General features: G+C 70.4%; 18 protein-coding genes, 2 tRNA genes and 2 pseudogenes. 15 read left to right on the forward strand and 7 right to left on the reverse strand.

Annotation, left to right across the window (positions count from 1 at the left end; all coding sequences use genetic code 11):
- Nucleotides 1-46: 46 nt before the first annotated feature.
- The 5 genes from ACWEOE_RS32955 to ACWEOE_RS32975 all read left to right on the forward strand — a co-directional run bounded on the left by ACWEOE_RS32955 (nucleotide 47) and on the right by ACWEOE_RS32975 (nucleotide 4412).
- Nucleotides 47-131 (forward strand) — tRNA-Ser (locus ACWEOE_RS32955).
- A gap of 528 nt (nucleotides 132-659) precedes the next feature.
- Complete coding sequence (locus ACWEOE_RS32960) at nucleotides 660-920, forward strand: hypothetical protein (RefSeq protein WP_220244957.1); 261 nt, start codon at nucleotides 660-662, stop codon at nucleotides 918-920.
- Between the two features lie 4 nt (nucleotides 921-924).
- Entirely contained in the window at nucleotides 925-1173 is a 249-nt protein-coding gene (locus ACWEOE_RS32965; RefSeq protein ID WP_326566930.1) for a hypothetical protein, read from the forward strand.
- A gap of 132 nt (nucleotides 1174-1305) precedes the next feature.
- Nucleotides 1306-4047 carry an FtsK/SpoIIIE domain-containing protein gene (locus tag ACWEOE_RS32970; RefSeq protein WP_452016112.1) on the forward strand — a complete coding sequence of 914 codons (2742 nt, stop codon included), beginning with the start codon at nucleotides 1306-1308 and terminating at the stop codon, nucleotides 4045-4047.
- The gene (locus ACWEOE_RS32975; protein WP_452016114.1) at nucleotides 4044-4412 is read left to right on the forward strand and encodes a hypothetical protein; all 369 of its coding nucleotides are present in this window, start codon (nucleotides 4044-4046) and stop codon (nucleotides 4410-4412) included. Before ACWEOE_RS32970 ends, ACWEOE_RS32975 begins: the two co-directional genes overlap by 4 nt.
- Before the next feature lie 116 nt (nucleotides 4413-4528).
- Here the strand turns inward: ACWEOE_RS32975 and ACWEOE_RS32980 are convergent, their stop codons facing one another.
- Nucleotides 4529-7042 carry an endonuclease/exonuclease/phosphatase family protein gene (locus ACWEOE_RS32980; RefSeq protein WP_452016116.1) on the reverse strand — a complete coding sequence of 838 codons (2514 nt, stop codon included), beginning with the start codon at nucleotides 7040-7042 and terminating at the stop codon, nucleotides 4529-4531.
- Nucleotides 7043-7132: 90 nt separating this feature from the next.
- Between ACWEOE_RS32980 and ACWEOE_RS32985 the strand changes: the two genes are divergently transcribed.
- A complete protein-coding gene (locus ACWEOE_RS32985; protein WP_452016118.1) occupies nucleotides 7133-8170 on the forward strand; it encodes a CapA family protein in 1038 nt (345 codons plus the stop codon).
- Between the two features lie 327 nt (nucleotides 8171-8497).
- On the opposite strand, the gene ACWEOE_RS32990 is transcribed toward ACWEOE_RS32985, so the two are convergent.
- Nucleotides 8498-8935 carry a limonene-1,2-epoxide hydrolase family protein gene (locus tag ACWEOE_RS32990; RefSeq protein WP_452016120.1) on the reverse strand — a complete coding sequence of 146 codons (438 nt, stop codon included), beginning with the start codon at nucleotides 8933-8935 and terminating at the stop codon, nucleotides 8498-8500.
- Nucleotides 8936-8981: 46 nt separating this feature from the next.
- Here ACWEOE_RS32990 and ACWEOE_RS32995 point away from each other — a divergent pair, with 46 nt between their 5' ends.
- The 3 genes from ACWEOE_RS32995 (at nucleotide 8982) to ACWEOE_RS33005 (ending at nucleotide 10350) form a co-directional block, all read left to right on the forward strand.
- The gene (locus tag ACWEOE_RS32995) at nucleotides 8982-9218 is read left to right on the forward strand and encodes a hypothetical protein (protein ID WP_452016122.1); all 237 of its coding nucleotides are present in this window, start codon (nucleotides 8982-8984) and stop codon (nucleotides 9216-9218) included.
- A 260-nt stretch (nucleotides 9219-9478) separates the two neighbouring features.
- The gene (locus ACWEOE_RS33000) at nucleotides 9479-9778 is read left to right on the forward strand and encodes a hypothetical protein (RefSeq protein WP_452016124.1); all 300 of its coding nucleotides are present in this window, start codon (nucleotides 9479-9481) and stop codon (nucleotides 9776-9778) included.
- On the forward strand, nucleotides 9778-10350 hold the full coding sequence (locus ACWEOE_RS33005; RefSeq protein WP_452016126.1) for a hypothetical protein: 573 nt from the start codon (nucleotides 9778-9780) through the stop codon (nucleotides 10348-10350). The genes ACWEOE_RS33000 and ACWEOE_RS33005 overlap by 1 nt, the downstream gene beginning before the upstream one ends.
- A 104-nt stretch (nucleotides 10351-10454) precedes the next feature.
- Here ACWEOE_RS33005 and ACWEOE_RS33010 read toward each other — a convergent pair whose 3' ends face one another.
- The 4 genes and pseudogenes from ACWEOE_RS33010 to ACWEOE_RS33025 form a co-directional block, all read right to left on the reverse strand.
- On the reverse strand, nucleotides 10455-10661 hold the full coding sequence (locus ACWEOE_RS33010; RefSeq protein ID WP_452016128.1) for a contact-dependent growth inhibition system immunity protein: 207 nt from the start codon (nucleotides 10659-10661) through the stop codon (nucleotides 10455-10457).
- A gap of 436 nt (nucleotides 10662-11097) precedes the next feature.
- A tRNA-Ser gene (locus ACWEOE_RS33015) sits at nucleotides 11098-11184 on the reverse strand.
- Between the two features lie 45 nt (nucleotides 11185-11229).
- Nucleotides 11230-11655, reverse strand: a pseudogene (locus ACWEOE_RS33020) (nucleoside deaminase); the annotation flags it as partial.
- 23 nt (nucleotides 11656-11678) lie between these two features.
- Nucleotides 11679-12161 (reverse strand): tRNA adenosine deaminase-associated protein, encoded by a 483-nt coding sequence (locus ACWEOE_RS33025; protein ID WP_452016130.1) that lies wholly within the window; start codon nucleotides 12159-12161, stop codon nucleotides 11679-11681.
- A 76-nt stretch (nucleotides 12162-12237) separates the two neighbouring features.
- On the opposite strand from ACWEOE_RS33025, the gene ACWEOE_RS33030 reads away from it, so the two are divergent.
- Nucleotides 12238-13470: a M20 metallopeptidase family protein gene (locus ACWEOE_RS33030; protein WP_452016132.1), complete on the forward strand. Its 1233-nt coding sequence runs from the start codon at nucleotides 12238-12240 to the stop codon at nucleotides 13468-13470.
- Between the two features lie 122 nt (nucleotides 13471-13592).
- Here ACWEOE_RS33030 and ACWEOE_RS33035 read toward each other — a convergent pair.
- A pseudogene (locus tag ACWEOE_RS33035) lies at nucleotides 13593-13997 on the reverse strand (alkaline phosphatase family protein); the annotation flags it as partial.
- Here ACWEOE_RS33035 and ACWEOE_RS33040 point away from each other — a divergent pair.
- The 5 genes from ACWEOE_RS33040 to lysA all read left to right on the forward strand — a co-directional run bounded on the left by ACWEOE_RS33040 (nucleotide 13975) and on the right by lysA (nucleotide 18047).
- Nucleotides 13975-14445: a heme-degrading domain-containing protein gene (locus tag ACWEOE_RS33040; protein ID WP_452016134.1), complete on the forward strand. Its 471-nt coding sequence runs from the start codon at nucleotides 13975-13977 to the stop codon at nucleotides 14443-14445. The pseudogene ACWEOE_RS33035 and the gene ACWEOE_RS33040 overlap by 23 nt on opposite strands.
- Before the next feature lie 84 nt (nucleotides 14446-14529).
- Nucleotides 14530-14991 carry a dihydrofolate reductase family protein gene (locus tag ACWEOE_RS33045; RefSeq protein WP_452016136.1) on the forward strand — a complete coding sequence of 154 codons (462 nt, stop codon included), beginning with the start codon at nucleotides 14530-14532 and terminating at the stop codon, nucleotides 14989-14991.
- Complete coding sequence (locus ACWEOE_RS33050) at nucleotides 14988-15569, forward strand: dihydrofolate reductase family protein (RefSeq protein WP_452016138.1); 582 nt, start codon at nucleotides 14988-14990, stop codon at nucleotides 15567-15569. Before ACWEOE_RS33045 ends, ACWEOE_RS33050 begins: the two co-directional genes overlap by 4 nt.
- Nucleotides 15570-15637: 68 nt before the next feature.
- Nucleotides 15638-16540, forward strand: coding sequence for a dihydrodipicolinate synthase family protein (locus ACWEOE_RS33055; protein ID WP_452016140.1), 903 nt, complete (start codon nucleotides 15638-15640; stop codon nucleotides 16538-16540).
- A gap of 169 nt (nucleotides 16541-16709) precedes the next feature.
- Nucleotides 16710-18047 carry a diaminopimelate decarboxylase gene (gene lysA, locus ACWEOE_RS33060; protein WP_452016144.1) on the forward strand — a complete coding sequence of 446 codons (1338 nt, stop codon included), beginning with the start codon at nucleotides 16710-16712 and terminating at the stop codon, nucleotides 18045-18047.
- Nucleotides 18048-18137: the final 90 nt, after the last annotated feature.

Here is an 18137-nt window from a genome sequence, read left to right on the forward strand (position 1 = left end):
GGCCCACCTGCGGGACCGCACCACCCCATCCGGTACCCTTCTCCACGGAGGATTGGCCGAGCGGCCTAAGGCGCACGCTTGGAAAGCGTGTTGGGTTCACGCCCTCGCAGGTTCGAATCCTGTATCCTCCGCCGCACCAAACGACGAACGCCGGGCAACTCGGGTTGCCCGGCGTTCGTCGTTTCCGGGATCACCGGCGGACGAGCCGGAACCGGTGGCGACCCCACCGACGATCCAAAAACCCGAATTTCCTTTCACCTGCCCGATTTCTCCCCCCAGCTCACCGTTGCCGAAGCGTTGCTGATCGACACCTCCGCAGGTCAACGCCCACCCGAGGACCTCCGAAATCGGCCCCGACGCGACCCGCTACGCTCCTGCGCAGACTCGATCGTAGAAGTTCGGAGAGGTTCCTCGGTGTCACGAATACCGGCCTGACCTGGGCGCGGCCGTTCGCGCGCGAACCTCGAAAACCGCAGGTCACCATGGCTGGAACACGGTTCGGGGGTACCGCGACAGACCGCCGCCCGCGAGGCCCCGGACGTTACCCACGTCCGGGGCCTTGTCGATTCTCCCCCAGTTCCTCACTTACCGAAGACACCTGATCACGCTAAGTTTGTACGTGGTCGTTCCAGCCCCGACGCACCGAGGAGTCCGCCCCCATGCCCGGAGTGGAAGAGATCCGCGCTGGCATCGCGCTCGCGAACGAGAAGGCGTCCGCGAGCATCGCCGCCCTGCAGCAGGCAGCGCAATCTCTCGAAGAAGCCCAGCTGTCGCTTTCCCAGGCGACGCAGGGCAGCAGTCAGCACGAGGTCAACCAGGCCCACGGCCTGCTGGCCGAAGCGCTGAACGGGATCACCGGGATGCAAAGCACCATCCAGGCCAGTATCTCGTCGGCCGACTCCTACTCGGCCCGGCTGTAACCGCATGTCGGGACTCGCCGAGATCCACCAGTTGCTCACCGCCGCGATGAGCGGGCTCACCGACGGGCGCGCCCACGCCGAGCGGGCCAAAAGCCTGCTCGGTGACGCCCGCAGAGCGCTCGTCGACGCACAGGCGAAGGCCGATCCTTGGCTGCCGTCGCAACTGGATCAGGCCGACGAGGGACTCGACCACCTCCTCACCCGCCTAGCCGCCGCCGACGACCTGGTGAGCGGATACCAGTCACGCCTGTAGGGAAGAACCCGTTACTGATCCGGCCAAAAGTAGGCCGCCCCCTCGAGAAGAGGTGACCGTTGCGACACAAGCCATGCGGCCGTGACTGTGGCCGGATTGGTAACGAATGGCACAGCCTGATGAGCGACGCCAATGGCCAGTAAATCCGCCGAGCAGCGCAACCGCGTTCAGACGGCGCTGGACCGGGTCCGGCACCAGATCGGGCTCGTGCTCGGTGCCGCCGCCGGCGCCCGCGAGGCCGCGGAGGCCGACGTGGCGCGGCTCGCTCTCGAACAGGAAATCGTGCGGGTCGGCATGAACCACGCCGATGCCGAGCAGCAGACGGAATGGGCGCGGCACCCGGCCGCGCACGAAGTGTTCGCTTCGCTCGGCGGCGTGCGCAACGCGTTCTACACCGATTGGAGCTCGGGCCCGGGCGCCCTGCGGGACCTGGTGGCGGCCAACGCCCCCGGCCCCGCGGGGCGGCCGCCGAGCGAATGGCTCGGGCGCGTGGGGACCAACCCCGGCATCACCGCGCCGGGGCTGTGGCGCGTCGGCTCGGCGACGGCGGCCGGCCGCGACATCTCGCGGACGTTCGACGTCGCCGTGCCCCTGCTCGACGAATCGCACCTGCAGATCACCTCCGCGCCGAAGACGCGGCCGGTGATCGACGGGATCGTGCAGAACCTGCTGATGCGGGTGCTCTCGACGTTCGAGCCCGGCGCCGTGAAGATCCACCTGTGGGACATCGGGCAGCTCACCGCGATCCTGCCCGACCTGTACCCGATCAGCCGCACCAGCGCGCTGTCGCTGTATGACCCGACACGGCTGGAAGACCTGCTCGACGAGCTCGCCGGCCACATCCGCCGCATCCACGCCACCGGCATGCAAGCCGGGCACACGTCGTTGCGGGAGCTGCGGCGTGCGAGCAACCAGCGCGTGGAGCCGTACCGGATCGCGGTGCTCTACGGCAACGGCGAGACGCTCGAACCCGAGCTGGCGCGCGACCTCAAGCGCGTGGCCAGCGGCGCGCTCGCCGCCGGCATCTGCCTCATCCTCATCGACGTGCCCACCGCCGTGAGCGCGTCGGTCGAATCGCTGAGCCTGCTCGACGAACGGCGGGCGATCAGCAGCATGACCGGCACCGACCTCGTCGTGGACCTCGATCCGCCGCTGCCTTCCGGCCAGGTGATCCGCGCGGCCGGGCGGATCGCGGAAGCGTTGATCGCCAAGCAGGGCGGGCCGCGGTCGTTCGCCGACCTGCTGCCCACGGAGTTCGGTCAGGAGAGCTCGGCGCGGGAGCTGCGGGCGCCCGTCGGGTTCTACGAGGGCGAGGCCGTCGAGGTCGTGATCGGCGACGCGAGCCCCCACGCGCTCATCGGCGGGCCCAGTGGTTCCGGCAAAACGAATTTCCTCTACGCACTCCTGGGCAGCCTCGCCGCGCGGTATTCGCCGGACGAACTCGCCCTGTACTTGCTGGACTTCAAGGAAGGCGTGTCGTTCGCCGGGCTCGCGCCCGGGCGCAAGGACGCGAGCTGGCTGCCGCACGCGAAGCTCGTGGGTGTCAACGTGAACACCGACCGCGAGTTCGGCCTGGCGCTGCTGCGGTTCCTCGCCGACGAGCTGCGCCGGCGTTCGGCCGCGGCCAAGGAGCACGAGGTCACCAACCTGGCCGACCTGCGTGAGCAGGACCCGGGTGGGCACTGGCCGCGGATCGTCGCCGTGATCGACGAGTTCCAGTACCTCTTCGCCGGCCGCGACCAGGTCACGGCCACCGCGACGCAACTGCTGGAGGACATCGCTCGGCGCGGGCGTTCGCAGGGCATCCACCTCGTGCTGGCGAGTCAGGACGTCGCCGGCATCGAGGCGTTCTGGGGCAAGCCGGCGGTGTTCGAGCAGTGCACGCTGCGCATCGCGATGCCGAAGGCACGGCGCGTGCTCGCGGAGACCAACAACGCGGCCGTGTCCGCGCCGAAGTGGCACGCGGTGATCAACCACGACTCCGGCGTGGCCCACGGCAACCTGCTCGCGCACATCCCCGATGCCAGCAGCCGCAACGTGTTCGTCGACCTGCAGCACAAGCTCTGGGAGCTCTACTCCGGGCGCTTCCCGCGCCCCCGACTGTTCGACGGCGCGCATTCGCCGGTGCTGGAACAGTTCCCGGCGTACACGGAGCTCAAGCCGACGTCCCGCCCGCGCGCGCTGCTGGGCCAGTCGATCGACGTGACGGAGGCCGCGCAGGGCGTCGAGCTGCCTCGCGCACCGGGCCGCAACGTCGCGGTGCTCGGCGGCGCGTCGGCCGAAGCGCTGTCCATCATGGACTCCGCGGCGCGGTCGCTGGCGCGGCAGTACGAGATCGGCGAGGTCGAGTTCGTGCTGTACTGCGCGATCGACGCGTGCGCGCCGGCCGTTCTCGAGCTCACGGACCGGCTGCGCGCCGAGGGCCACGTTGCCGATCTGATCGACGACCCGACGGCTCTGCTCACCTCCATTGTGGACGGCGAACTCGGCGGCCCGTCGCGGATTCTGTTGCTGTACGGCGTGGACGCAGCGTTGCCGGCACTGGAGACGAAGGCGCCCGGCCAGCTCAAGAGCGGCCTCGACCACCTGCGCACGGTGCTGAAGACGGGCCCGGGCCACGGCGTGCACACCATCGGCTGGTGGCGCAGCATCGCGCGCCTCAAGGACACCCTCGGCTTCGGCGGCACGGACGACATCGGCACGTGGGCCGCACTCGACGTGCAGGGCAACGAACTCTCGCCGTTCGCCGCCGGTCTTGTCGTGCACTGGTCGCCGCGGCCCGGCCGGGCGCTGTTCTTCGACCGCACCACGCACGGCGCACCGGAGGTCATCATCCCCTTCCAGCGCCCCGAGCAGACGGGAGACCCGGCATGACGGACGGTGCCAGCGCGGCCATGCGCTACAAGGAGATCGTCGGCCTGGCCCGCGGTTCGGCCGACAACCTGCGCGCCTGGGAGCTCGCCCGCGCCGACGAGATCGACCACCAGCTCGCCGACGCGCACGCCGCCGTCGCCGCCGCGAAGGAACGCGAGGAGAAGGCCGCCGAGCGCGCGTCGCGCTGGTGGAAGATGGCGCTGCACAACGTCGCCCGCCTCAACTTCCTCGAACCCGCCGACGACCCCCAGCCCGTGCCGACGGCGCGGCCGCAGTACCTCGATCGGTACCTGGAGGAAGTGAAGCCGTCGTACCAGGAGCTGGTGCAGGCGGTGCTGGCGCTGGGCTGGCGCGCCAAACGCTGACGGCTGGTTGCCGAACCACCACGTCGGATCGCCCGTTCGCTTGCCGGCCGCCGATTCCGGCAAACGCCGGAGGCCACCGTGGGGAAAGACGGTGGCCTCCGGTGAGAAGAGCGAACCTACTTGCGCGGAGCCGTCCGCCCCAGCAGCTGGTCCAGGTAGTCGAGCAGGTCGTAAGCCAGGTCCTCCAGCTGGTTCCCCGACGACGGCCGGAACCGCACGATCTGCGGGTCGTGGTCACTCGCCTGGTCGGCGAACTCGGCGTTGATGTGGACCACGTCGTAGTCCACGCCGCGCAGTGACGGCGAGGCCAGGATGTGGTCGAGCACCTGCGACTGGCCCTCGAACACGTAGCTGTACCGCTCGGCGGCGGGCAGCGTCGCGATGAGGTCCTTCAGGCCGCCCGACGTCAGCTGCGACAGGGCCGGCGAGAACTGGTAGTCGTTGAGGTCGCCGGCGACCACCACGTTGGCGTTGCGGTCGGCCGCGAGCAGCTGCGACACGAATCCGCGAAGCACCGTCGCCTGCTTCTGGCGCTGTACCTCGGAGCTGCGCACCGGAGGCTGGAACCGGCCGTGCGTCGGCTGGTCGCCGCCCTTGGAGTTGAAGTGGTTGGCGATCACGAACACCGTGCGGCCCTTGAACACGAACTCGCCGGCCAGCGGCTTGCGGCTGTCGGTCCACGCGTCGTTCGTCGGGTCGACGCGGCCCGGGGACTGCGTGAGGTGCACCTTGCCGTGGTCCTTGGTCACCCCCACCGACGACGTCGCGCTGCCGCCCGGACGGTCCACGAACGACACTCGCGCCGGGTTGAACAGGAAGCCCACGCGGATGTTGCCGCCCGGCTCGCCGCCGTCCTCGTCGTTGGCCGGGTCGATCTCGCGCCACTGGTAGTGCGGGCCGCCCGCCGCGACGATCGCGTCGGTGAACTTCTTGAGCGTGACGTCGGCGGTGACCACACCGTCGTCGGTGGCGCCGTCGTTGTCCTGGATCTCCTCCAGGGTCACGACGTCCGGCGCGGCCAGGTTGTCGACGATGCCGTGCGCGAGCTGCGCGAACTTCGTGTCCGGGTCGGACGGCGCGAGGTTCTCGACGTTGTACGTCGCCACCGCGAGCTGCCCCGGCCGCTGGCGCGCCGTGACCTCCTTCTGCAGGTGGTTGTCCTTGGCCGGGCCCATCTGCGACGCGAAGAGCGTGTAGCCGCCGAAGCTGCTGTACTCCACCGGGCCAGATGTAACACCGGCCAACACGTCACCGGTGTTGACCTTCGGGAACGGCTGCTGGTCGAACGGGATGATCGACTGCACCTTCAGCACGCCGGTGTTGATCTTGTCGTAGCCCAGGTAATCGGTGCCACCGCGCGGAGTCGGGTTCTGCTGCGGCTTCGTGGTCACGTAGAGCTCGTCGAAGTCGTTGCTCGGGCCGACGACCCGCGCGTCGGAGATGCTGACGATCTCGCTCTCGTGCGACTCCCAGAAGTCCAGCGCGTACTTCGCCGGCTCCAGCGGCAGGGCTTCGATGTTGCCGCCGGCGTTGGGCGCCAGCACGTCCGGGATCTGGTCTGGCGTGATCTTCGTGGGCGCGGGCAACGGGTTCCCGTGCGCGCCGACCGTCCACTGTGCACTGGACAGCTCGGTGAGCGACTGGTAGTTCGACGTCGCCGGGGCGTCGGGGTAGAACTCCTTCACCGTGCCGGCCGCGGTCACCGCGTCGCCGACGGTCACGGCGGGCGTGGTCGAACCGGTGAACACGAACAGGCCCTCGCTGGTGCGCGGGTCGCTGTCGGGGTTCGGGTCGGTGAGCCAGAAGCCACGCGCGGAACCGAAGGTGCGCACGGCGGTGACGACACCCGTGACGTCGCTGACCTTCTTGTCTTTCAACGGCGAGAGCCGCGTGGTGCCCTGGATGTCGTGGATCTTCGCCGGCGTGCCCGGGTCGACCGGGCCGGTGTCGCCACCGCCGGCGGTCTCGCCCTTGGAGTTGGTGGGCGTCGGGTCGCCGACGGTGAAATCGGCGCTGTTGTCGTCCGTGTCGGCGAGCGATGCGGCGCGCGCGGCCGAGGTGGTGTTCGACAGCGTCCCGGTCGGGCTGCCCTCGCGGATTACGGCGTCACCGAAGCCGACGAGGTCCTTGACCTGCGGGTCGGCCTCGCAGTCGGCAGCGGTCTTGCAGGTCAGCGCGGTGGTCCCGGTGACGAGCGCGATCGTGCCGGCGGTGCCGGACATCGAGATCGTCCCGGTCGCGTCCGGAGTGGGCAGCGCGACGGTGCCGCCCTGACCCTTCGATTCCGCGACGAGGTAGCGGCCCCCAGCCGCCACCGAACCGGCGAGCTTCGTGACCTGCCACGTGCTCGACGCACTGGCCGAGGCCGGCAGGTACTGCACGCTGAAGCCGTCGAGCGCGAGCGGCGCCCCGCCGCGGTTGGCCAGCTCGACGAAGTCGTTGGTGAGCGTTGCGCCGGCGTTGCCCCCGCCGCCGTAGACCTCCGCGATGACCGCGTCCGCGCTGGGTGCGGCGAGTGCGGCGGGAGCGCCGCTCACCACAAGACCCACGACGGCAGCGGCGGTCAGCACGCTCTTTCTTCGACCGGATATGGTCACCCTGAGTCCCCTTTGCCTGAACGGTCGACGCATCGTCCCCCGAACAAGCGAAGGGAAGAAAGACTAAGAGGCAACGATTCGTAACGAGTTCGCGGAATTACCTCCGAGGGACGGGTTGACACAGTGATCTCTCTCGTGCTCGGCGGAGACGTCAACGTGCAGGGCCGAACTGAGCCGAAAAAGGCATTCCGGGCGCTGGCTCCGTTGCTGAGCGGGGCCGACCTGCGCTTCGTCAACCTCGAGGGCCCGCTGTCGGGCTCGATGGGTGACCACGGCGGTCTGGACATCCCGCACAAGCCCGATTGGCGGCATTCCGCACCCGAAATGGTCGAGGCGCTCACGGCGGCCGGCATCGACGTGGTGTCGGTGGCCAACAACGTGACGTACCCGCCGCCGGCCATGCTCGCGAGCCTGTCGGTGCTGGAGAAGGCCGGGATCGCGTACTGCGGCGGCGGTCCGAACCTCACCGCCGCGCACACGCCGGCCGTGATCGACCGGGCCGGGCGCCGCGTCGCCTTCCTCGCGTACACGTCGCTGTGCTGGCCGATCGGTCAAGAGGCGAAGGCCGACTCGGCGGGTGTCGCGGTCGCCGGCGCGTACACCTCCTACCAGCCCGATCCCCGCGTGCTCGACGTGCCGGGCCGGCCGCCGATCGTCCACACCACACCGGTGCCGGCGGATCTGGAGCGCCTGGCCGCCGACGTGCACCGCGCTCGCGCGACGGCCGAGCACGTGGTCGTGTCGATGCACTGGGGCCTGCCGGGCGAGGAACTCACCGAGTACCAGATCGCCTACGCCCACGCGATCGTCGACGCGGGGGCCGACCTCGTGGTGGGTCACGGGCCGCACAGCATCCAGGCCGTGGAGGTCTACCGCGGCCGCCCGATCCTCTACAGCCTCGGCAACCTGGTGTTCGACTGGCCCGCGATGCGCGGGCGCCACGTCGACGGGCTGCTCGCCGGGTGCCTGCTCGGCGAACGGCCGCGGCTCGAGCTCATCCCGGTGCGCCGCGGTGAGGACAACGAGTGCGTGCCACTGGCCGGTGAGGCTGCGGCGCAGGTGCTGAGGCACGTGGCCGAGCTGTCGGCGAAGCGGTCCACAAAGGTGGCCGTGGGCGCGGGGATCGGCACGGTCGAAGGGTTCCTGGCGCCGAAGCGGTGAGGGCGTTTTGGCTGGTCGTCACCCGGACGGCCCATCTGTCTTAAATGCAGCTCAAGCTTTGGCGCGGTCCGTCCGCGACGGCGGTACCTTTACTCGCGAGCGACCGGAAAGTGGCGCAGACCACTTCCTCGGCAGCTCACGGGTCGCACACCGCGGGGGGAGGCGACACGATCACATGGGGGTTGATCGTGTTCGGCTCGCGCGGTTAGGCGCCCCGCTGGGGAACGCCGCGGACGCGGGACATTCCGCTTCTCCCGCGACCGCGGCGTTGGCGAGCTTTGCCCCGGGGGACGTTCGTGGGTGGGCGCGGTTCGCGGCCGCGCCCGCTCACGAACGGTATTTGCCGATGAGCGTCTTGGCTCCCGAGAGCGCGGCGCGGCCGGCGCCCTTCGCGCCGGCGGCGAGGAACGTGGTCCAGTCGAAGTAGTCGCGCCAGAGCACGATCCGGCCGTTCTCGACCTCGAAGGTGCCGCACACCCAGAATTCGGCCGCGAAGGAACCGCGGCGCAGCACGTCGGTGCGTTCGGTGAGCACGACGTTGCCGTCCGCGGCGATGTGGTGCGTGCGTGCTTCGAACCCGGTGCCGAACCGGGTCAGCAAACGAAGTTGCTTTTCCACCGCCGTGAGCCCGCGGGCGGCCGGCAGCGGAACGTTCTGGTAGGTGATGTCCACGGCGACGTGGCTCAGTGCCCGTTCGACGTCCATGTCCTCGAGCGCCTTCAGGAACGAGGTGACCACGGCTTGGGGTGCCTGGGGTTCGGTCATGTGCCCAGGTTAGGCCCGTATGGCCGATCGGCCCCACCACTTGGCGGTGAACGAACGCGTGGCGTTGCAGGTCGGTCATTTTCCGTTCGCGGAACAACAGCATCTGTCCCTTGGCTTCATCCCGGGGGTCACTAACGCTCCGAAGTCGACGGCCGCGATTTCTGCGCCCATCACCCGACAGTGGAGACGGAGAGTGAACAGTTCGACGGTCGATTTCCCACACCTCTCGGTGACCGTGTGGATCTCGGCGGAGGCCGTCGTCGGTGAAGCGCCGAGCACGTGAATTGGCTTTGTTACACGACAATTGGCCCGGCGCCGTGGCGAATCACTCGGTTTCCGGGCCGCGGTGCCTTTCCGGGGCAAGGATGTGGGATCGTCGGCGGTGGCGCCGGGTGACGTCGTGGCCCCTCACGAAGGGGAACTGTCCTTCGCCCGGCCGAGTGACCACACAGGACGTGATGAGGTTAGATCTCCCCCTACAGGGTGGCGAGGTCGGGGCCTGGCCACCTTGATCTGGTTGTTGTTCCGGGAAGGGGAGGGCCCATGGCGAGCTCGACGAGCGAACGCCTGCGCGCCGCGGCCGCCGCGCTCGACAAGGCCGCGGCCGACGCCGACCAGGCGGCCGGCCGCTTCGCCGAGGCGCGCCTGGAGTCCACGCCGTTCGGCATCTCCGCGCCCGCCCGGGAACTCGCCGCCCGCTGGGAAGCGGCCCTCGCCGCGCGCGACGTCGACGCCCGCGTGCTGGGCGACGCGACGTCCGACCTGGCCGGCCGGCTGCGCATGACCGCGGGCGGCCACGCCGAGAAGATCCGCCCCTCCGTGGCGACGGCGCTGTTCACCTGATGCCCTTCCTCCACCCCGCCCTGGAAAAAGCCGCCGCGACCCTCGAGCCGCTGCGCAAGGCCGGCGCGCGCCTGGGCGCCCCGGACCCCGTGGCCGCCCTCCGGCAGATCGACTGTTCACCCCCGGCGATCCGCGAGTCCGCCCGCACCCTCTCCACCGGCCGCGACGTCCTGGTGACCGCCCGCCTCGCCTTCGAAAGCGGCGCCCACCGCGCGGAACGCCGCTGGGGCGGCGAGCCCGCCGCGCTCTTCCGCACCCGCGCCGACGAGCTCGACGTGCACTACCGCCAGGCCGCCGAGGCCGCCGCCCGCACCGCCGCCGTCGGTCTCGACCTGGCCGACCTGCTCGACCGCCTCGCCGCCGAAACGGCCACCCAGGTCACGCACATCGCAGGCACCGCTGCGGCTTCCGCCGTGGCCGTCCTGGCGGGCGACCGCTCCACCACCTCGGTCCAACCGGTCCTCGACGCCTGCGCGGCCGTGGCGCGCGCGGTGGCGACGGGCGTCTCGACGATCGCGGAGACGATCTCGTTCCTGGAACCGTTCGGAACACCGGTCCTGCCGTTCGACTGACCTTGCCCGGGATCCGGGCCGGCCAACGCCTGACGCGGCTCGGCCCGCCCCCGGCGCCGTTCGCGGTACTCGGCCGAATGGGCTTCCCCGGCGTCATCTCCGCCTCAGCACAGAGCATTCACCACGACGCGATCGAGACGTTCCGCCTCGGCGTGGTGCCCATCCCAACGCTCGGCAGGCAGCGCGAGCACAGCCAGCAGGAGATCACCGGGGTGGAAATCCCCTTCCACCAAGGGATCGACCTCGAGCTCGCTCAGGGCCTCCGGCACCAACACGTCGACGCCCACGTCCTGGCGCAGCAACAGCCGCACAATCCTCGAACGTCAGCCACGCAATCGGCTTGCGCCGCAACGCGTACACGGCCCGCACAAGCCGCGTCGCATCACCCGGCGGGCCACCCCAGGCCTCGCCCTCGACGTCATCCAGACTCGGTTCGGCTGGTCCTACGCCACTACCACGCCAGAACCCCGCCGCCGGCGCCAAGCCGACATTCAGCCGCGATCACAATGTCCGCGTGTCTGCGACGTAACAGGTGCACCGAATCGCGACCCGACCTCCGGGCCCTGACCAACCCCCCACCGCCGGTCTCTCCCGGCGGCCAGCCAACGCAACCCACCCAGCCAACGCAACCCACCCCGGGGGTCCGGGGGCAACGCCCCCGGGCGGGGCCTGGGGGTTGCACCCCCAGAAACACAGCGAGCGAGGTCTCTCGACGCACTCCGTCGAGAGACCTCGCCCACTCGCGAGCGGTGGCGGTGGGATTTGAACCCACGGACGGGATTAACCGTCACACGATTTCGAGTCGTGCTCCTTCGGCCGCTCGGACACGCCACCGCCGAGAACAATACCGGAGGCCGAAGCCACGGCGTCAGCGGGGTGGCGACGGGTCGAGAAGTACGTCTCCAGCAGCGCAGCGCACTCCTCGGCCAATACCCCACCGTGGACTTCCGGCCGGTGGTTGAGCCGGCGGTCGCGCACCACGTCCCACAGGGAAGCCACGGCCCCGGTCTTCGGTTCCCAGGCGCCGAACACCAAGCGCGCCACCCGGGCGAGCACCAGCGCACCCGCGCACATCGTGCACGGTTCCAACGTCACCGCGAGCGTGCAGCCCTCCAGGCGCCAGCCGTCGCCGTGGACGCGGGCGGCGGCGCGCAGCGCGAGGATTTCCGCGTGGGCGGTGGGGTCGCCGAGTTCGACGCGGGCGTTGCGGGCCGCCGCGAGGAGGCGTCCGTCTGGGCCGAACACCACGGCGCCGATGGGCACATCGGCGCCTGGGCCGCGGGCGGCTTCGAGCGCTGCCTGCACGGCTTCGGTGTCGGCCGGGCGTCTCAGAGCTCGTCCAGCAGTTTCGAGAACTCGGCCGCGAAGCCGCAGCGCTGGGCGATCATCTGGAGCTGCTCGTCGGGGTAGAGATCCACCTCTCCGACGATAACTTCAAGCTCGCCGCCCGGCAGTCCGAGATCGGCGAGGAGGTCGAGGTCGCCTTCGGGCCAGACGGCGTCGTCGTCCTCGTCGGGCGGGTCGACGCGCAGCACGTCGAGCACGTCGGCCGCGATGTCGTAGTCCAGCGCCGCCGCGGCGTCCGAAAGGAGCAGCGACGGCCCGCGCGGGCTCGGCCGCACGATCACGAAGAACTCGTCGTCCACCGCCAACAGCCCGAACGCCGCGCCGGTCGAGCGGAGTTTTCCCAGCTCGGTGATCGCCGCGTCGAGCTCCGTGAGCGCCGCGGGATCGAGCGCACTGCACCGCCACCGACCGTCTTCTCGGACCACTGCCATCGCGAAGCCCGTGACCGGCTCTTGCACCGCCATGCGCACACCGTATTCCGCCGCCCGAGCGAGCGCACGCACGGTGCACCCGAAGCGTCCCTGGTGCCAGTATCGAGCCATGACCGGACCCACCGACCTGCCGACGCTCCCGGACGCCCGCCTCGACGGTCTCCTCGACGCCGCACGGGCTCTGCAGGACCGCACCGTCGCGCTGCGCCGCGCCCTGCACCGCCGGCCGGAGGAGGGGCTGCAGCTGCCGCAGACGCAGGCCGCCATCCGCGAGGCCCTCGCCGACCTGCCGCTTTCCGTGACCGAAGGCCGCGCGACGACGTCGCTCACCGCCGTACTCCGCGGCGCGCGCCCCGGCCCGGCCGTGCTGCTGCGCGGTGACATGGACGCGCTGCCGCTGCACGAGGACACGGGCCTGGAGTTCTCGTCCGAAGTCGACGATTCCATGCACGCCTGCGGCCACGACACCCACGTCGCCATGCTCGCCTCCGCGGCGCGGCTGCTGTCGGCGCGCGTGAATTCACTGGCCGGCTCCGTGGTGTTCATGTTCCAGCCCGGCGAGGAAGGCCACCACGGCGCGCGCTTCATGATCCACGAGGGTGTGCTCGACGCGGCCGGCCCGCGCGTCTCGCGCGCGTTCGGCCTCCACGTCATGGCCAACGTCCCCACCGGCACCCTGCAGGTCCGCGGCGGCGCGATGATGGCGTCGGCCGACACGTTCCGCGTCGCGGTCGTCGGCCGCGGCGGCCACGGCTCGGCGCCGCAGGAGGCCGTCGACCCGGTGCCGGCCGCGGCCGCGATGGTCGGCGCGCTGCAGACGATGGTCACCCGCCGCATCAGCGTCTTCGATCCAGCCGTCATCTCCGTCACCCGGATCGAGGCCGGCACGACGACCAACATCATCCCGGAGACGGCGGTGCTCGAAGGGACCATCCGCACGCTGTCGGAGTCGACGCGCGCGCTGGTCCGCGCCGAGATCCCGCGCGTCTGCGAGTCCGTCGGCGCGGCCCACGGCTGCCGCGTGCTGGCCGACGTCGAGCCGGGTTACCCGCCGACCGTCAACGACGTCGGCGCCGCGGCGGAGGTGCTGGGAGTGGGCGCCAGGGTGCTGGGCGCGGCCAACGTCACCGAGATCCCGCACCCGATCATGGGGGCGGAGGACTTTTCGTATGTGCTGCAACGGGTCCCGGGGGCGTTCGCGTTCCTCGGGGCCTGTCCGCCGGGCGTCGAGCCCGAGGACGCGCCCGCGAACCACTCGAACCGCGTGATCTTCGACGAGGCCGCGATGGCCTCGGGGGTGGCCCTGTACGCGGGGTTCGCGCTCGACGCGTTGCGGGGTTGAGGGGTCCAGTCATGTGGCTGGGCCGGGTGCCCGACGAGCGACAGCCGCAGGTCGTACCAGCCGGAGGCGTCGGTCGTGAAGGTGTGGGAGCCGTGTGCACCCACGACGAACCCGGGGCGGAGCTCACCGGCCGGGTCGATCGTGCCGGTCCAGTGGTAGAGCCGGTTGGGCGTGGTCTGGCTCTGGATCGAGTAGAAGTAGTTGTCGCACAAGGTGAACCCGCTCGCGAGGGCGAGGTGGAACGGCAGCAGCCGGCCGCCGTCGGCGCGCTTCGGGTCTGGAGGGCGGAACACGCCGCGCACGGCCGCGGTGTCGCCGAAGCCGCGGACGCCGGCCGCGGTGCCGTAGTGGTGGTCGAAGGACCGGTTCTCCTGCGTGAGCACCACCACGTGCTCGACGTCGTCGAGGCTGCCACGCCTTCTCGGGCTCGCGGTCGCCTCCTCGAACGCGCCGCCGAGACCCGCCGCTTGGCAATTAAACAACAGTGTTGATTTAATAGCGGGCATGACGACCGAAACCGAGCTCATCCAGGAGCTGCTGGAGCAGGAGAGCCGGCTGGTGTTCTCCCGGTTCGACAACGAAACCGCCGTCGCGCTGGGCCAGCACCTGCTCGCGGCGGCCCGCGAACGCGGCCTGCCCGTCACGGTCTCCGTGCGCAGAAACGGACAGCGGTTGTTCCACGCCGCACTCCCCGGAACATCGGCCGACAACGACGCCTGGATCGACCGCAAGAGCCGCGTCGTCGACCGCTACGGGCACAGCTCGTTCCTCATCGGCACCCAGTTCCGCGCGAAGGGCAGCAGCTTCGAGGCCGATTCGCGCCTCGACCCCGACCTCTACGCGGCGCACGGCGGGGTGTTCCCGGTGCTGGTCAAGGACGTCGGACCGGTCGGCACGGTCGGGGTCTCGGGCCTGCCGCAGGCCGACGACCACGCGTTCGTCGTCGAACAGCTCGCGGTGTTCCTCGCCGGCTGAAAAGCCGCGCACACGAAGTTGTCGATTTCGCCCCTCCCTCGTTCGACGGTTCACACACAGACCCCGAACGAGGGAGGCGAGGACATGGGCAAGCTGACGGTCACGGCGTTCCTGACCCTGGACGGCGTGGTGCGCGGGCCGGGCCACGTCGACGAGCAGGTGAGCGCGGCCCTGGCCCGCTGGTCACACCGCGCCTCGGCGTTCCTGCAGGTCAGGGATGTCGCGGACGACTGGCCGAGCGGCGAGGACCTGCCGCGCCACGTCGTCACCGGCGACCTCGCCGCCGAGATCCACCGACTGAAGGCCCGCTACGACGGCGAGCTGCAGCTGCACGCCAGCGGCAGCCTCGTGGCCGAGCTGGACGACCTCGTCGACGAGTACCGCCTGCTCGTCTTCCCGATCGTGCTCGGCGAAGGCCACCTGCTCTTCCCCGCGGGCGCCCGGCCGCTGGCCCTGCGGCCGCTGGCCACGAGCGCGACGAGCACCGGCGTCGTGATCCACGAGTACGCGGCAGCGGGCGCGCCGACGTTCGGGGCGATGGCATGACCACCCTCACCGCCACCACGTTCGTCTCCCTCGACGGCATCGCGCAGGGCCCGGGCACGCCCACCGAGGACCCGCGCGACGGCTTCGACCTCGGTGGCTGGCTCACGCCGTACTACGACGCCGTGATGGCCGAGTACGTCGCCGACTGGTTCTCGCGCGCCGACGCGTTCCTGCTCGGCCGCCGCACCTACGAGATCTTCGCCGGCTACTGGCCCACAGTCGGCGGCTCCGACCCGATCGGCGGACCGCTGAACTCCCTGCCGAAGTACGTCGCCTCGCGCACGCTCAAGCGCTCGTCGTGGCAGCGCAGCGCGTTCCTGCGCGACGACGTCGTGCGCGCTGTCGCCGAGCTCAAGGCCGAGCCGGGACGCGAGCTGCAGGTGCACGGCAGCCTCGACCTGATGCGCACGCTCATGGCCGCCGGCCTGGTCGACGAGCACCGAGTGTGGGTGTTCCCGGTGGTGCTGGGAAAGGGACGTCGGCTGTTCGAAAAGGGAACATCCCCGCACAAGCTGCGGCTGGCCGAACACCGCACCACGGACAAGGGCGTCTCGGTTCAGGTCTACCGGGCCGCTTGACCCGAAGATCAGGACACCTGACCTGCTACGCTTCCGCTGTCACATCATATATCAGATCGGACACACCAGTGGCGTTCGAAGCACAGAAGCGGCGGCTGGCGGGCGTCGTCGCCATTCCGGTGACGCCGTTCAACGCGAGCGGCGGGGTCGAGGCGGAGACGTACGGCCGGCTCGTCGAGCGGCTGGTGACCAGCGGCGTCGAGGTGGTCACCCCCAACGGCAACACCGGCGAGTTCTACACACTCGACGAGCACGAGACCCGGCTGTGCCTCGAGGTGACGGTTAAGGCGGCGCGGAAGGCGAGCGTGCTGGCCGGAGTCGGCCACGACGTGCGCACAGCGGTGAAAGCCGCGCGGCACGCGCGGGACACCGGAGCCGATCTGGTGATGATCCACCAGCCGGTGCACCCGTACGTCTCGCGCGAAGGGTGGGTCGAGTACCACCGCGCGATCGCGTCGGCCGTGCCCGAGGTCGGGGTGGTGCTGTATGTCCGAAACCCCGACATCGGCGGCGCCGAACTCGCCCGGCTGGCCGACGCCGCACCGAACGTGATCGCCGTGAAGTACGCGGTACCCGATCCTGTTCGATTCGCAACCGTCGCGCGTGACGCAGGCCTGGAGCGGTTCGTGTGGATCGCCGGGCTGGCCGAGCTTTCGGCGCCGGGCTACTTCGCCGTCGGCGCGCAGGGATTCACGTCGGGACTGGTGAACGTGGCCCCGCGCATCTCGCTGGACCTGTTCGCCCGACTGCGCGACCGCGATTTCACCGGCGCCATGAAGCTGTGGGAGCTGGTCCGGCCATTCGAGGAAATGCGTGCGGCGGAGCACAACGCCAACAACGTGAGCGTGGTCAAAGACGCGCTGTCGCAGCTCGGCCTCTGCCGCCCCGACGTGCGGCCACCGAGCCGGCTGTTGACCGCGGCTGAGCGGGAACGGTTGTTCGGCGTGATGTCGTCGTGGGAGCTTCCGTAAGGATCGACTCTTCGCAGGTCAAACGGAATGTGGCCGAAGTTACTCGCGCGTTAAGAACCCATCAGCGCCACCACGTGGAGCGTCAGGGTGCTGTTCACGGATGGGGCAATTCGAACACCACCGCAGTGTGCTGACGGTGTCCGAATTCGACCATCGTCCGGAGGTCACCGTGACGCTCAGCGAGCTCCTCCCCAGCCTCGGTTGCGAGGCCGCCGACCATCTCGAGCCGGGGCTCTGGCCGCGCGGCACCCGCCTCGGCGAAGGCGGTGAGCTGATCTTCGCGGGTGCGCCGGTGAGCCACCTGGCCAACCGGTTCGGGACCCCGGCGTACCTCCTCGACGAGGCTCAGGTGCGCGCCACCGCCCGCGCCTACCGCGAAGCGCTGCCCGAGGCCGAAGTCGCCTTCGCGAGCAAGGCGTTGTGCACGCGCGCCGTGCTGCGGTGGGTGGCCGAGGAAGGCCTGTCGCTGGACGCGTGCTCGGCGGGCGAGCTCGCCGTCGCCCGGGCAGTCGGCTTCCCGGCCGAACGGATCCTGTTGCACGGCAACGCGAAAACCCCCGAAGACCTCAAGGCGGCGCTGGAGTACGGGGTGCGCCGGATCGTGCTCGACTCGCTCGACGAGATCGAGCACCTCGGCGCCCTGGCCCACGGCGCGCAGCAGGTGCTGATCCGCGTGACCCCCGGCGTCTCCGGTGACACGCACGCGGCGATCACCACCGGTACCGAAGGGCAGAAGTTCGGATTCTCACTCCGCGAAGATGTCCGCGACAACGTCGACCGCGCCGTCGCCGCCGTCCTCGCGCAGCCGGGACTGCGGCTGGTCGGCCTGCACTGCCACATCGGCTCGCAGGTCACGCGCGTCGACCGGTACGAGGAAGCCGCGCGGCGCATGGTGGGGGTGCTGGTGCGCGTGCGTGACCACCACGGCGTCACCCTGCGCGAGCTGGACCTCGGCGGCGGCCACGCCGTGCCCTACCTCGACCGCGAAGCGAGCTTCGACCTCGACGGGTATGCGCGCCGGCTGCGGGTGGCGCTGGCCTACGTTTGCTCGTCACACGGCTTTCCCTTGCCCCGCTTGACGATCGAGCCCGGCCGCGCGATCGTCGGCCCGGCCGGGATCACCGTCTACCGGGTCTGTGCGGTCAAGCGCGGCAGCCGCACGTTCGTGGCCGTCGACGGCGGCATGAGCGACAACGCGCGCCCCACCCTGTACGGCGCCCGCTACACCGCCCGCTTGGTCGGCCGGCACTCGAAGTCCGCGCGCACGCCGATGACCGTCGTCGGCCGCCACTGCGAATCGGGCGACGTGCTGGCCGCCGACGTCTGCCTGCCCGACGACGTGCACGCCGGCGACCTGCTCGCCGTGCCGTGCACCGGCGCGTACCACCACTCGCTGGCGTCGAACTACAACCTCGTGGGCCGTCCGCCGCTCGTCGGCGTGCGCGACGGCTTCGCGAAGCTGCTCGTGCCGCGCGAAACCGAGGAGGACCTGCTGCGCCGCTGCTAGGGCCTGTCCTCAAAGTGGGCGGTGCGACCTGCTTTGATCTTGGGTTGTGGTGCGTAGGCATGAGTTGACTGACGAGCAGTGGCAGGTGGT

The sequence above is a fragment of the Amycolatopsis sp. NPDC004368 genome (assembly GCF_053602515.1).